14 protein-coding genes are annotated in these 13,536 nt (G+C 61.8%); 8 read left to right on the top strand and 6 right to left on the bottom strand.

Features of this window, described 5'->3' with window-relative positions; translation table 11 throughout:
* Nucleotides 1-29 precede the first annotated feature (29 nt).
* Complete coding sequence (locus ACQR0W_RS21140; protein ID WP_316186992.1) at nucleotides 30-968, top strand: hypothetical protein; 939 nt, start codon at nucleotides 30-32, stop codon at nucleotides 966-968.
* Between the two features lie 31 nt (nucleotides 969-999).
* Here ACQR0W_RS21140 and ACQR0W_RS21135 read toward each other — a convergent pair whose 3' ends face one another.
* Nucleotides 1,000-1,185: a hypothetical protein gene (locus ACQR0W_RS21135; RefSeq protein ID WP_315753501.1), complete on the bottom strand. Its 186-nt coding sequence runs from the start codon at nucleotides 1,183-1,185 to the stop codon at nucleotides 1,000-1,002.
* 71 nt (nucleotides 1,186-1,256) lie between these two features.
* Here ACQR0W_RS21135 and ACQR0W_RS21130 point away from each other — a divergent pair, with 71 nt between their 5' ends.
* From ACQR0W_RS21130 to ACQR0W_RS21115, 4 genes are all read left to right on the top strand, one after another.
* Nucleotides 1,257-1,820 (top strand): hypothetical protein, encoded by a 564-nt coding sequence (locus ACQR0W_RS21130; protein WP_316186991.1) that lies wholly within the window; start codon nucleotides 1,257-1,259, stop codon nucleotides 1,818-1,820.
* A 45-nt stretch (nucleotides 1,821-1,865) separates the two neighbouring features.
* A complete protein-coding gene (locus ACQR0W_RS21125; protein WP_315753630.1) occupies nucleotides 1,866-2,033 on the top strand; it encodes a hypothetical protein in 168 nt (55 codons plus the stop codon).
* Between the two features lie 4 nt (nucleotides 2,034-2,037).
* Nucleotides 2,038-2,499, top strand: a complete 462-nt coding sequence (locus ACQR0W_RS21120) for a GNAT family N-acetyltransferase (RefSeq protein WP_315712959.1) — start codon at nucleotides 2,038-2,040, stop codon at nucleotides 2,497-2,499.
* A 193-nt stretch (nucleotides 2,500-2,692) separates the two neighbouring features.
* Entirely contained in the window at nucleotides 2,693-3,955 is a 1,263-nt protein-coding gene (locus ACQR0W_RS21115; RefSeq protein ID WP_315712958.1) for a CaiB/BaiF CoA transferase family protein, read from the top strand.
* A gap of 55 nt (nucleotides 3,956-4,010) precedes the next feature.
* Here the strand turns inward: ACQR0W_RS21115 and ACQR0W_RS21110 are convergent, their stop codons facing one another.
* Complete coding sequence (locus tag ACQR0W_RS21110; RefSeq protein WP_315753506.1) at nucleotides 4,011-4,739, bottom strand: CBS domain-containing protein; 729 nt, start codon at nucleotides 4,737-4,739, stop codon at nucleotides 4,011-4,013.
* A gap of 162 nt (nucleotides 4,740-4,901) precedes the next feature.
* Between ACQR0W_RS21110 and ACQR0W_RS21105 the strand changes: the two genes are divergently transcribed.
* Both ACQR0W_RS21105 and ACQR0W_RS21100 read left to right on the top strand, forming a co-directional pair.
* On the top strand, nucleotides 4,902-5,264 hold the full coding sequence (locus ACQR0W_RS21105) for a hypothetical protein (protein ID WP_315712955.1): 363 nt from the start codon (nucleotides 4,902-4,904) through the stop codon (nucleotides 5,262-5,264).
* Nucleotides 5,265-5,473: 209 nt separating this feature from the next.
* Nucleotides 5,474-7,147 (top strand): PHA/PHB synthase family protein, encoded by a 1,674-nt coding sequence (locus ACQR0W_RS21100; RefSeq protein ID WP_409998682.1) that lies wholly within the window; start codon nucleotides 5,474-5,476, stop codon nucleotides 7,145-7,147.
* Nucleotides 7,148-7,187: 40 nt separating this feature from the next.
* On the opposite strand, the gene ACQR0W_RS21095 is transcribed toward ACQR0W_RS21100, so the two are convergent.
* Both ACQR0W_RS21095 and ACQR0W_RS21090 read right to left on the bottom strand, forming a co-directional pair.
* Complete coding sequence (locus ACQR0W_RS21095; RefSeq protein WP_315712951.1) at nucleotides 7,188-8,732, bottom strand: AAA family ATPase; 1,545 nt, start codon at nucleotides 8,730-8,732, stop codon at nucleotides 7,188-7,190.
* A gap of 22 nt (nucleotides 8,733-8,754) precedes the next feature.
* Nucleotides 8,755-9,744, bottom strand: coding sequence for a zinc-dependent alcohol dehydrogenase family protein (locus ACQR0W_RS21090; protein ID WP_316169865.1), 990 nt, complete (start codon nucleotides 9,742-9,744; stop codon nucleotides 8,755-8,757).
* A 251-nt stretch (nucleotides 9,745-9,995) separates the two neighbouring features.
* Here ACQR0W_RS21090 and ACQR0W_RS21085 point away from each other — a divergent pair, with 251 nt between their 5' ends.
* Entirely contained in the window at nucleotides 9,996-12,689 is a 2,694-nt protein-coding gene (locus ACQR0W_RS21085) for a bifunctional acetate--CoA ligase family protein/GNAT family N-acetyltransferase (RefSeq protein WP_316169726.1), read from the top strand.
* Between the two features lie 38 nt (nucleotides 12,690-12,727).
* Here the strand turns inward: ACQR0W_RS21085 and ACQR0W_RS21080 are convergent, their stop codons facing one another.
* On the bottom strand, nucleotides 12,728-13,234 hold the full coding sequence (locus ACQR0W_RS21080) for a phage holin family protein (protein WP_315712946.1): 507 nt from the start codon (nucleotides 13,232-13,234) through the stop codon (nucleotides 12,728-12,730).
* On the bottom strand, nucleotides 13,235-13,504 hold the full coding sequence (locus tag ACQR0W_RS21075; protein ID WP_316169725.1) for a hypothetical protein: 270 nt from the start codon (nucleotides 13,502-13,504) through the stop codon (nucleotides 13,235-13,237).
* Between the last annotated feature and the right edge of the window lie 32 nt (nucleotides 13,505-13,536).

Below are 13,536 nucleotides of genomic sequence, written 5' to 3'. Positions count from 1 at the left end.
GCGTATTTTCGGTCTCCGGGGGAAGTCTCATGGCAGACGAGAAATGGCGGCTGCGCAGCGGTCGGGCGCAGCGGCGGATATTCGCTCTTGTCTCGGGCGCGGCGCTGGTGACGAGCGGCGGCGCGCTTGCCAAGGACGATGAGGCGGACGCGGCGGCGCCGGGCCTTGCCAACGTCTACATCGATTTCCGCACGAACTACGCCTATGTGCCCGGCGGAGCATTGTCGACGGGCCTTGGCGACACCTCCCTGTTCGGAACTCTGTCGCAGCTCGCGACCTTGCGCAAGCTGCTCGACCGTCCAGCCTTGCCAGGACGGCCGCAACTGTCGGCTCCGACCAACCAGGGCCTTGGCGTCGACGTTCCGCTCACGGTCGATCTCGGCGACGCGTTGTCGCTCTACGCGGGCTTCACCGGCAGCACGTCGTACAACGGCCTGTCCGGCTGGTCCGACGTGGCGGTCACGAGCTGGTTCCTCGGCTTCCAGGCCGATGTCTATCAGCAGAACGGCGGCGCGCTTCCGACGCTCACCTTGCAGTCGACGCTGACCCGGTCGGTGCCGGACGCGCCGTTGGCGACGACCTCGTTCAACACCGTCATCGAAGCCAAATACGCGCTCGATCCGGATGAGATGAAAGGCTGGCTCGCCGGCGTTCAATATACCCATGTCGAGGTCGACTCAGTGCTAGCGCATGTCGGCAGCACGACGGCGGGCTATGTCGGCAGCTTCTATCAGTGGGAGAACAACTGGAAGGTCTCCGCGCGCGTCGGCCTCCAGTCGTTCGGCGGTGCGCAGCTGCTTGCTGTCACGCCGATCGCGCCCTACACGCAGCCGCTGGTCAGGCTGGATCTCGACCGCATGGACGATGACGACAACCGGCTGTTCGGCATCACCGCGCAGATCGCCTGGGCGCCGAAGCCGGTCTACCAGCTGACGGTGAGAACGCCGCTCTACGCGATCAAGAACTGACGGGTTGATCGAAGCTTCGCGCCGGCTCGTGTCAGCGCATGCTCACGAACTTGCCCCAGAGGGCGGCCAGCAACGCGCCCGTCATCATGTAGTGCGGCTTGTCGCAGAACAGGCTGCCATATTGACAGACATCGGCGCCGACCGCTCCGAGCTGGTGCTGGCTCGCCACATAGAACAGGGCGGACAAGCCGGCGAGCACGACCGCAACGACATACATCGGAAGATCTCCTCCGCCGGCCGCGCCCGACGGGCTGAAGTTGCGTTGCCGGCCGGCGCAACTATCTGCGCTTGACACGTCGGGCAAATCAGGCGCATTTTGCCATCGTCGAAGAAATCATAGAGCCCGCGCCGCGAACTCGGCAGCGGGCTTTTTGTTCGCTCGGACCGGATTTGGAGCGGCGGTTATCGAAATCGCAAGGCCTGACTGCTGCATTTCGATCAAATTTGACACGTCGGGCAAATCACCGGCATAGTGTTATTATCGAATTTTCCGAAAATTTGATGCCGGGTTGTCCGCGGGCATTTGACGTGAGCAGCGCAGGCCGGCATCGGCTGTCGACCATGATCGCCGGCAATTCATCGCCGCGCCGGCGCGAAGACAACTTCGAACATCCGGTTACTCGCTGGCCCGCGCGAACGGGCCGGCGCGTGGGCGTGGCGACCGTCGCTCCGCCCGCAGCGGTCCCTTGCTTGAGCCGAGGGATAGGGTTCGCGCCTGAAACGATCGCGCGTTCGGCTGCGATCTGCCGCACTTTTCCTTCGCCCAGGAGAGAGAGGAAGATGACCGCCTATCTCATCGCGCTCGCCCTGATCGGCCTGGTGATGATCGCAGCCGCCGATGCGATCTCGTGACGATCACCAACCTCGCATTCACCATCCATGATACCGGACTTGACCATGTCGAAGACGATCACCGAGCTGAGAGCCGATTTCCAGCACCTGCGGCGCTGGCGCAAGAGCGTGGAGCAGGCTCAGAGCTATACGTTCAAGGCCGTCATCACGGTCATCGCGACCGGTCTGATCGGTGCGATCTGGCTCGGCATCAAAGTCGTGCTCGGAAGGTGATGCCGTGCCAGCCAGGATCTCACGGCGAGGCCGCCGCTTCCGCATCAGGGAGGTCGACGCTTGCGAGCCTGACGTCCTCGACACCTTGAAGGAGCTCCATGCGCGCACATTCCTCGATTGCGCGCCTCTGCCCGATTTCGAGAGCGGACAATGGTGGATATCGACCGAGCTCGGACGGCCCGTCGCCTTTGCCGGAATGGTGCCGTCATCCCTCGGCAAAGGCATAGCCTATCTTTCGAGGGTTGGTGTTCTCCAAGAGCGCTGTGGTTACGGCCTGCAGCGGCGGCTGATGCGTGCGATCGAACTGCGCGCGCGTCGCTCGGGCCTGGATTGCATCGTTTCGGACACGACCTGCAACATCGTCTCCGCGAACAATTTCATTCGGTGCGGATATGTGTTGTTCCAACCGGGCCGGCCCTGGGCCTGGGGGAACTCGCTCTATTGGCGCAAGATGATCGGCCGGTGAGCTGTCGACCGACGCCTTATGCGGAGTGCATTGCGCTGCAGCAGAATTAAGCCGGTCCGACAGCTCCGACCCGGGCCTTTTTTTGCGGCTGTCGTTGAGCTAACCATGCGTTGTCGGACGTTGGAGACAAGCCGCGCCCGGCAGTTAACGGAAGATCGCTTCAGACGATCAAAGCAGCGGGAAGGACTCTGGGATGCCGGCCGAGGTCACCCTGCCAGAGCGTGCGCCACGGCCGCCTGACGCGCCAACCGCGCTGGCGGGTCTGCTGGTGATCGACTTCACGCGCGTTGTCGCAGGGCCGGCGTGCACACAGACGCTGGCCGATTTCGGCGCCGAGGTGATCAAGATCGAGCAGCCGCTCACGGGAGACGATACCCGCGCATACGAGCACGCCGAGCTCGGCGGAGAGAGCGCGGCGTTCCTCAGCCTCAATCGGAACAAGCGCGGCATGGTGTTGGATCTCACGATACCGCAGGCCAGAGACGTCGCTCGTGCGCTGATCGCCAAGGCCGACATCGTCGTGGAGAATTTCTCGTCGTCCGTCATGGAGAGGTTCGGGCTGGACTATCAAACGCTGTCCAGCACCAATCCCGGGCTGATCTATTGCTCGATCTCGGCCTACGGACGCTCAGGTCCATTCGCGTGGCGATCAGGGTTCGATCCAATCACCCAGGCGGAAAGCGGGTTCATGTCCCTCAACGGTTTCGCCGACGGTCCGCCGGTGCGGACCGGTCCTCCGATCGTTGATCTGGCCACCGGCATGTCCGCCTGCAATGCCATCCTGCTGGCACTTGCCGCCCGGCAGCGGCTCGGTCGCGGGCAGCACGTCGAAGTGGCGCTGTTCGACATCGCCTTGGCGATGACGGGCTTCTCCGGAATGGCGTATTTGATGAGCGGCGTGAACCCCACGCGAACGGGCAATTCGCCGAACGACTCTCCGACGGTCGGCGTCTTTGAAGCGTCAGATGGCCCGCTCTACATCGCATGTGCCAACGATCGACTCTACCGCCGGTTGGCAACGGAGGTACTTGGTCGTCCGGATCTCCTGAGCGATCCTCGCTTTGCCACGCGAAGAGCGAGATGGGTCAACCGTGCGCAACTGCGCGGCCTCATCGCCGACATCCTTGCCGCGGAACGGATGGATGTCTGGATATCTCGGATGAACCAGGCTGGAGTTCCGGTTGGACACGTTCGAACGGTCGAGCAGGCGTTCAACGCGGCCGAGGTCCGGATGCGCGACCGCACCTGTCGTATTCCGCACCCGACGGCAGGCTCGATACCCAACGTCGAGCCGGCAATCACCATGAAGCTCACACCGACCGTCGAGCCCACGGCGGCGCCGCGGCTGGGAGAGCATACGGCCGCAATTCTGCGCGACAGGCTTCGGTACACCGAGCAGGAGATCGAAGCCCTGCGTCAGGTAGGGGCGTTCGGACGCAACGATCCGGGAGCCTAAGGCATCGTCACTGGTGCCGGACACGGAAGAAGAGCGGCAGCGTCCTCAGCAGCCATCAGCCGGCTTTGGCCATCTCATCGTCTTCCGGTGAGTTCAGATACATGCCCGACATGGTGTCGACCCAGCACAGATGATCATGCACCTTCTTGACGCCAGAGATGTTCTCGGTGGCAACGATCGCCGCCTGCCGCGACCGCTCTTCGGTAATGACGCCGCTCAGATGAACGATACCGTCCTTGACGATGACGGACAATCCGAACGGGCACCAGTCGTTCTTCTCGAGGGCGTCGATCACGCGGTTGCGGATGTGATCGTCGTCGGCCGTTGGATCTGGAACCTGCCGCCCGAGCGCGGCAACCGCTTGCAGCAGGTTCGCCCGTGACACGATGCCGATCACCCGGTCTCCCTTGACCACGGGCAACCGCTTCACGTGGTTCTTTTCCATCAGTTCCACGATCTCAGCCAGCGCGGCGTCTTCGGTGATCGTCAAGGGAGACTTGGTCATCACCTCTGACACTTTGCGACCATGCTCGTGGACGAAGTCGGCGGCCGACTTTCCGGGCCCGAGAATGAATCGCAGCCAGCGGCCGCGCTTTCGCCCAGTGCCGATCTCCGTTCGGCGAATGAAATCGCCTTCCGAGACGACGCCCACCAGCTTCCCGCCGGGGTCGACCACTGGAAGGCCGCTGACGTGCCGTTGAAGCATGATATTTGCCGCATCCACGATGGAAGTGTCAGGGGTGACAGTGATGACGGGACGGGTCATGATCTGATGGGCGCGCATGGCGAACTCCAATGTCAAAAGCTAAGAAAAAGTAACCCGCTGCGACGGTCTTGAATTGACGCAGGTCAAAGGAGATGCCGCCGCCGTCATTGACGCAGCTCAAGGTCTTGGCATTGAATTGCAGCTATAAGGCAATCTGATCCAGCGCGAGGAGAGGTGCCTATGTCCGAGTTCTCCGGGACCAAGATCCTGGCCGACGAAACGGCCGAACTGTCCGAACGTGTCGCTCTCTCCAACAAGCACGCACTTGAGCTGCTAGTTGGTTCGCAGCAGATCGTCATGGAGGAGGTTCTGTTTGCCAGCAACGAAGTGCTGGATCGCGCGCGCACGGAGACGCATCTGCTGGCCGAGTTCGTGTCGAAGCTGGCTGGCGTGCATTCCGTGACGGGAATCCAGGCGATGGTTCAGGAATGTGGACGGCATCAGATTGATTTCGTCAGGCGGGATTGCGATCGACTCTTCAAGCACGGGCAACGCCTGATTGATGCCAGCGTGAATCTTATGGGGCAACGGTGGCGAAACTGAAGAGTGCGGGTGTGTCGCGTCTCGAGGCGCGGGAGCGTGAGAGAACAACCGACAACGACCGGAGCAAGGCCGTTGTCTCCGTAGAGACCTCTTTGAAGCCGGCGGGGGGGCTCGCTGCATCGAACGCAAGGTCGCTCTGTCAGGAAGCCGACGCGGGCTCCGGGGCATTTCGGCGCGAGGACCACGAGCTGGACAAGGCGTTCAGCGCGATGCTGGCTCGACTCACCGCGGGGATATCGCCGGCTGCTCTGTCGATGGCGTATCTGGATTGGGTTTGCCATCTGGCGGCTGCGCCTCAGCGTCAAATCGAGATCGTCCGAGACGCCTGGAACGGCGCGAAGCTGGTTGCCGAACGGTCATTGCATTTTGCGGATCCCAATCGCGGTCCTTGGGATCTGATCAGGCCGCAGGCCAACGATCATCGCTTTTCCAAGCCGCAATGGACGGCCCAACCGTTCAACTTGTTCGCCCAGGCGTTCCTGCTCGGAGAAGATTGGTGGCACAAGGCGACCACCGGCATTCGTGGTGTCGACCCCGCCAACGAAGCCGTCGTTGACTTTTCAATTCGTCAACTGCTCGACATTTTAGCGCCATCGAACTTTGCAGCGACCAACCCGGAAGTTCTGGAAAGGACGTTTCAAAGCGGTGGCGAGAACCTGATCTTCGGCTGGCAGAACTGGCTCGCCGATATCATGCAGGTGATGCAGCCGGGAAAGATATCGAGCAATGGTGAGTTCGTCGTCGGCAAGACTGTCGCGACCGCACCGGGCAAGGTTGTGCTTCGCAATCAGTTGATTGAGCTGATTCAATACATGCCGACGACCGAGAAGGTGCGACCAGAGCCGGTCCTGATCGTACCGGCTTGGATCATGAAGTATTACATCCTGGATCTGTCGCCGCACAATTCGCTGGTCCGATACCTGACCGACCAGGGCTTTACGGTTTTCATGATCTCCTGGCGAAACCCCGGAGCGGAAGACCGGGATCTTGCGTTTGACGACTACCGCTCGCTGGGCGTCATGGCTGCCCTGGACATGATCGGAACGATCATTCCGAATACGCCGGTCCATGCCGCAGGCTATTGTCTCGGGGGAACGCTTCTTTCGATCACGGCGGCAGCCATGGCACGGGATGGCGACCAGCGTCTGAAGACAATCACGCTGTTTGCGGCCCAGACCGATTTCACGGAAGCGGGAGAGCTGACGCTCTTCATCAATGAAAGCCAGGTCGCCTTTCTCGAAGACATGATGTGGGAGCGTGGATATCTCGATACCACCCAGATGGCGGGCGCATTTCAATTGCTGCGCTCCAACGATCTGATCTGGTCTCGTGTCTCGCGCGACTATCTTCTCGGCGAGCGCGCAAACCCGAGCGACTTGATGGCATGGAACGCAGATGCGACGCGGCTGCCGTATCGGATGCACTCCGAATATCTGCGCAAGCTCTTCCTGAACAACGATCTCGCCGAGGGGCGGTATCGGGTCGAGGGGAAGCCTGTTTCGCTCTCCGATATCCACACGCCGATGTTCGTCGTCGGGACGCTGCGTGATCACGTTGCGCCTTGGAAATCGACGTACAAGGTCCATTACGAGGTTGATGCTGACGTCACTTTCGTGCTCGCGAGCGGCGGCCACAATGCCGGCATCGTGTCGCCGCCGGGCGAGCAGGGGCGCTCCCATCAGATGCGGACCAAGGCTGCCGACGCTCCTTATCTCGGGCCGGACGAGTGGCAGAGCAGCTCTCCAAAGCTGGAGGGATCGTGGTGGCCGGCCTGGACAACATGGCTCGGACAGCAGTCGGGAGCGCCGGGCGCGCCGCCGCAAGTCGGGACAGATCGTTCGAATGATCTTGGAGACGCGCCGGGCGACTACGTGCACACGTGATCGCCGCATGTTGCGGCCAAGGAGCACCATCCCGTCGGGCTTAGGCGCTGGCCCGGAGCAATGAAAGGCTTCGGTCCAATGTCGTCTCAGCCGTGCCTGACGCATCGACCTGGAGCCAATCGAGACCGCCGATATCGTAGTGTTCCTGATCCTCGGCAACCCCGACCGTTGCATCGGACGCATCGGCGACTCGATGGTGAATCCGCTCCTGCCGGCTGCGCAAATCTGCAACGAGGAAGAGGCCGGCAAAGGGCACCTTCAGCCGTTTCGCGAGATCATGGATATCCTGCCGTTCATCCGAACGTGCAAACACGGCGTCGACGATCACCGTGAAACCTTGTGAGAGCACGCGGCTGGCCCGCGTCGTCAACTCTCGATAGACTCGTGCACTCGATTCCGGCGTATAGGCCTCAGCTGGGAGGCGTTCGGTTTCCTTCACGCCAGACAGTTGCTTGCGCAGCACATCGCTGCGCAACACGATTGCTCCCGGTGGAGGAACCAAGAGAGGAGCGAGAGCCCGGGCGAGCGCAGATTTCCCCGTTCCCGACAGGCCTCCGACCGCGATCATCCTCGGCTCCGCCGGCCGAATCAGGCTGCGCGCAAGTTGAAAGTAGCTCTCTGCGGTCTCGATCGTTGTGGAGCGATCTGCGTCCGAGTGTTCAGCATCAAGGCGGTCGAACCTTGCGACAAAGACTTGTGCACGGATGGCGGCCCGGATCGCCATGAACAGAGGCAGAGCAGCCAATCCTCCGGTCTGGTCGGGCGCCGCGGTCGAGAGGTAGCGGTTCAAGAGGTGGCTTGCAGCGACCGGCTGCGCGAAGTGCAAGAGGTCCATCAGTGGAAAGGCGAGGTCGTACAGGACGTCGATCGTGGCTATTCGGTCGTCGAACTCGATGGCGTCGAACAGCACCGGCTTGTCGTCAATGAGGACAATGTTGGCCAGATGGAGGTCGCCATGGCAGCGTTTCACGTGCCCGTCCTTTGCACGTTGCTCGAGCAGGGGGCGGAGCCGCGCGAAGGCCGAGTGGCAAAGGACGCGGAGTTCTTCGACCTCCGTTTCGCCAAATCGCGAGACTGTCCGAAAGCTGGCGACGAATGCGTCGATCCAGATTGGAATGGAGTCCGTCCACAGATTGGAGGAGCTCCGAACGGCGACTGCATGCGACGCCGCGATCGTCTCTGCCAGACGCTCGCCCAATCCGACGTCCAACTGCTGGCGGCGAGAAAGATGATCAAGCGTCTGGCTGTCATCGAAGCGACGCATCTCGACGGCATATTCGACCGGAGTGCCGGATCCACCGACATCGAATGACCCGTCTGGCGCCTTGGTGATGGCGACGACACGCAGATAGATGTCCGGAGCAAACGGGTGATTGATCTCCATTTCCTTTACGCACGCGGCCTTGCGCCGATCGAGCGTCGAATAGTCCAGAAATGGCAGCCGAACGGCGCGCTTGATCTTCAGGGCGCGGTCGCCGATCAGAAACACGGAAGCCGCGTGCGTGTCGATCCGGCGGACACCTGGATGTCGGGCGGTATTGCCCAAGAAGGAGAAGACCAGTTCCTGATCGGATGGTGATGCCATGGGCGGTGTTGCCGCGTTCAATTCAAAAGTCCGGGATGAGCACCGCCGCGCCGACGACGTCACCCCGCCTCAGGCGAGCCAGAACGTCATTTGCGTCGGACAGCGGATAGGGCGTCGTATGGGTCCGTATTTGAGCCTGCTGCGCGACTCGCAGGAAATCGAGACCGTCTTGCCGCGTCAGGTTGGCGACGGACACCACCTGGCGTTCTCCCCAGAGGAGGGAATACGGGAACGTCGGAATGTCGCTCATATGGATACCTGCGCAGACCACCCGGCCGCCCTTCCGAACAGCCCGCAGAGCGGCCGGAACAAGCTCGCCAGCCGGCGCGTAGATGACGGCCGCGTCCAGAGCAACATCGGGACGCTGGCCCGCCGCTCCGGCCCATGTGGCGCCAAGTTGGCGCGCCAAATCCTGCGCAGCCTCGTCGTGCTCGCGGGTGAACGCATAGATCTGGCGCCCCTGCCAGCGGGCCACCTGGGCAACGATGTGACCGGCCGCGCCGAATCCGTAGATGCCAAGCCTCTCGGCGTTCCCTACCATGACCAGGGATCGCCAGCCGATCAGGCCGGCGCACAACAGCGGTGCGGTGGCGATGTCGTCCTCCAGACCTCCGAGCGGGAACGCATAATTTGCGTCGACGACGGTGTGGGTCGCATAGCCGCCATCGCGCGTATAGCCGGTAAACGTCGGCTGGTCGCAGAGATTTTCCATACCAAGTGCGCAGAACGTGCAGTGGCCGCATGTATGCCCCAGCCATGGAATTCCGACCCGCTCGCCGAGCCTGTGCGTCGTCACACCAGGACCAATCTGATCGACATGACCGACGATCTCGTGTCCGGGGATGATCGGATACCGGATGTCGGGAAGCTCACCGTCGAACACATGCAGGTCAGTGCGACACACACCGCATGCCCTGACCTTGACGCGGATCTCACCGGGACCAGGATCGGGGTCCGCGAGTGTCTCGGGCTGCAGAGGCGCTCCAGGCTTTCGCAGAACCATCGCTCGCATCGGAGATGCCTCCCGGACGAATTTGCAGGGTAATAAGATAATCAGCCCGGCAATCGTTTGATGCTCATCAAGGACTTGGTTCGAATACTGCGGCCTACCGAGCAGAGCCGGCAGGTGCGGTCGGGGAACGGAGCGGTATTGCATCCGTCACTATGCTGGGATGATAAGTCGCGCTAGACCCGCTGCGGATTGAAACTAAGATCAATCTCCGGGATTCACCCGCCTTTCACCAACTGATGTTGGACGTGCAAATGTCGACCTACCGATTGCGGAACCTGCTTTTGCCTCGCTCCATCGCTCTGATCGGAGGGAGTCCGCGACCGAACTCGGTAGGGAAGGCCATTCTCGACAATATCGTCAAGGCGCGGTTCGAGGGCAAGCTTGGCCTGGTCAATTCCCGCTATCGGGAAATATCCAACATCGCAGCCGTTGGCAGTCTCGCCGAATTGGCGTTTGTGCCGGAACTTGTGGTGATCACGACGCCACCCCCTTCGATCCCGGATCTCATTCATCGCGCAGGCGCGTTGGGGACGGCAGGGGCTCTGATCATTACCTCGGGTCTCGGGCATGGAGAGGGGTCGCTCGCTGACCAGGCCGAGAAGGCAGCGCAGAAATACGGCATGCGTCTCATTGGGCCGAACTGTCTCGGCATCATGATGCCGACCATCAAGCTCAATGCGAGCTTTTCGGCGCACATGCCGGTTGCAGGCAGCCTGGCGCTCATTTCACAGTCCGGCGCTATCGCGGCGGGGATGGTAGATTGGGCTGCTCAGCGCGGTGTTGGGTTTTCTGGAATCGTCTCGATCGGCGATCAGTTGGACGTCGATCTCGCAGATCTACTGGACCACTTCGCGCTGGACGGTGGGACCCGCGCGATCCTGCTCTACATCGAAGCCGTCAAGGACGCTCGAAAGTTCATGTCCGCGGCGCGAGCGGCGGCAAGGGTCAAGCCGGTTGTGGTTGTGAAATCGGGCCGCGGTGCCGTCGGTGCGCAAGCTGCGGCGACACATACGGGCGCGCTGGCGGGAGCGGATGCCGTCTACGATGCGGCTTTTCGCCGGGCCGGCGTTCTGCGGGTCTCCGATCTGCGCGAGTTGTTCGACTGCGCCGAAACGCTGGGGCGGGTGGAGTCGCCCATGGGCAAGAGGCTCGCCATTCTCACGAATGGCGGCGGGATCGGCGTGCTCGCCGTGGATCGACTGGTCGAGCTCGGAGGCGTGCCTGCCGCACTTTCGCCGGTCATCCACGACAAACTCGACGCCATCCTGCCGCCGACCTGGTCCGGATCCAACCCGGTCGACATTGTCGGCGATGCCGACGCCGCACGCTACACGCTCGCGCTCGAGGCGCTGCTCGCCGATCGAGCGAACGATGCAATTCTCGTCATGAACGTTCAGACCGCGATTGCATCCGCGAGCGCCATTGCCACGGCTGTCACCGAGTTCGTCAGTACCTATCGAAAGCAACACCGGCGCTGGGCAAAGCCGGTTCTGGCGGCATGGGTCGGTGCGGAGCAGTCGGTCATCGAGACCTTGAGCGGGGCAGGAATTCCGAACTACCCAACGGAGGATGATGCCGTTCGCGGCTTCATGCATCTCGTTCGTCATCGGGAGGTGGTCGAATCGCTTGCCGCTGTGCCGCCGGCCATGCCGAGCTCTTTTGCGCCCGACGTCGAGGCAGCCCGCAGAATTGTAGCGACAGCCCTCGCCGACGGGCGGACCTGGCTCGATCCGGTCGAGATCAGTCGCCTGCTGGAGGCCTATGATATTGCGATGGTGCCGACGTTCGCTGCGTCCTCGGTCGACGAGGCGGTCGGATATGCGGAGCAGTTGTTCGCTCAAGGCACAACTGTCGTGCTCAAGATCTTGTCGAGAGATATCATTCACAAATCCGACGTCGGCGGTGTCGTGCTCAATCTCACTACGGCCGAGGCCGTGCGTAACGCCGCGAACGAGATCATGGCCCGCGCGAAGGCCGTTCGGCCCGACGCACGGATTTCCGGCGTGATCGTGCAAGCCATGATCGTCCGCGCCAAGGCGAGGGAGCTGATCATGGGCATTGCCGACGATCCGACCTTTGGAACCGTGATCGTGTTCGGCAGGGGCGGTACCGCCGTCGAGATCATCAACGACAAGGCGCTCGGTCTGCCTCCGCTCGATCTCCATCTGGCGCGAAACCTCATCGAGCGGACGCGCGTCTCACGATTGCTGCGCGCCTATCGTGATGTCCCAGCGGTCAAGCCCGATGCAGTCGCACTGGTGCTGGTCAAGCTTGCGCAGCTTGCAGCAGACGTTCCGGAGATTCGCGAACTCGATATCAATCCGCTGCTCGCCGACGAGAGCGGCGTCATGGCCGTCGATGCGCGCGTCGCCGTCGGCAGGGTTCCGCCGAAATTCAAAGGCTCTGGTCCGTCGAATTTCGCCGTTCGGCCCTATCCGAGCCAATGGGAACGGCATCTCCAGGTCAAGGACGGCTGGCGGATCCTTGCGCGGCCGATCCGACCCGAGGATGAGCCAACCATTCATGAGTTCCTCAAGCATGTCACTGCGGAAGACCTGCGTCTTCGATTCTTTGCTCCAATGAAGGAGTTCACGCACGAGTTCATCGCGCGCCTGACGCAGCTCGACTATGCGCGCGCGATGGCTTTTGTGGCTCTCGATGAAGCGACAAACGAACTGGTCGGCGTCGTGAGGATTCACTCCGACTCGGTCTACGAGAGCGGGGAATACGCGATCCTGTTGCGGTCGGATCTCAAGGGACGCGGACTCGGCTGGGCATTGATGCAGCTGATCATCGAATACGCCAAGTCGGAGGGCCTGAAGATGATCTCCGGCGACGTCCTGCAGGAGAATGTCGTCATGCTGGAGATGTGTAGGAATCTCGGTTTCGAGGTCAAAACCGATCCAACCGAGCGCGACCTTTGCAATGTCAAACTCAGGCTCTAAGCTCAGATCTTCGGTGTCCTCTCACCCGGTCCATCGGTTCAGGTCGGATGGTGGTCGTCATTGGACGGCGGACTCGCCGCCTCGCCTTCGGAAGCGCCATGCGAGCGGAGAGTTCTGATGATCATCGTCGCAATGGGAACGATGAGCAGCGGAATGAGGCTGTTGAGCGGATGGTTGACCACGCTCGAGATTCGGGACTGCAAAGCTCGTGCTTCCAATTGCAGCGAGTCCATCGCCGAGGAGTGAATCTCGTTGGCTAGTTCGAGTTCCCGGCCGGACGGTGCACGGGATGCGATGATCAGCAGGATCGCCGCAATCGCGATATTGCAGGCTCCGAGTGCCGCGGCTGCCACGACCGCGGAGGTGACCTGGACCAATGCAAGATAAGCCGCCAGCTCGAACATCAGGAGGCCAAAGACGGCGATCAGCGCCGCAAAGGCCCGGAGGCCAAGCCCGACGAGCAAGTGCCGAAGCCTGATGTCGGCAATGACCCGGTCCGTCCGCCAGAGAAGGCGTAAATGTTTAACGACATTTTCGGTATCCACTTAAGTTCTCCGCAGCAGGAGGCCAACGGCAAGCCCGAGGGCGAAGGCCGAAGCCGTCGCCACGATCGGACGATCCCTGATCATTCGTTCCACCTGAACGTCTGTCTCGCTTAGACGCATGTCTAGCGCCTCGATCGCTGCAGCGAGCATTCCGGCGGCTGGTTGCGCGTCCGGGTTGTCACGCGGCGTACCCGCGCCCCGCAACAGCTGGCTTAGCTCTCGCGTCAGGCTCTCCAGCTCGGTCCGGAGGGTCGTCGGGTCGATGGCCATGTTTTGTCCTTGCGTCAAAATCACTGTAGAAC

This window comes from Bradyrhizobium sp. HKCCYLRH1034 (assembly GCF_051168375.1).
GTDB lineage: Bacteria > Pseudomonadota > Alphaproteobacteria > Rhizobiales > Xanthobacteraceae > Bradyrhizobium.
The sequence above is the reverse complement of the archived record's forward strand: the minus strand, read 5'-3'. Positions and strand labels throughout refer to the sequence as shown.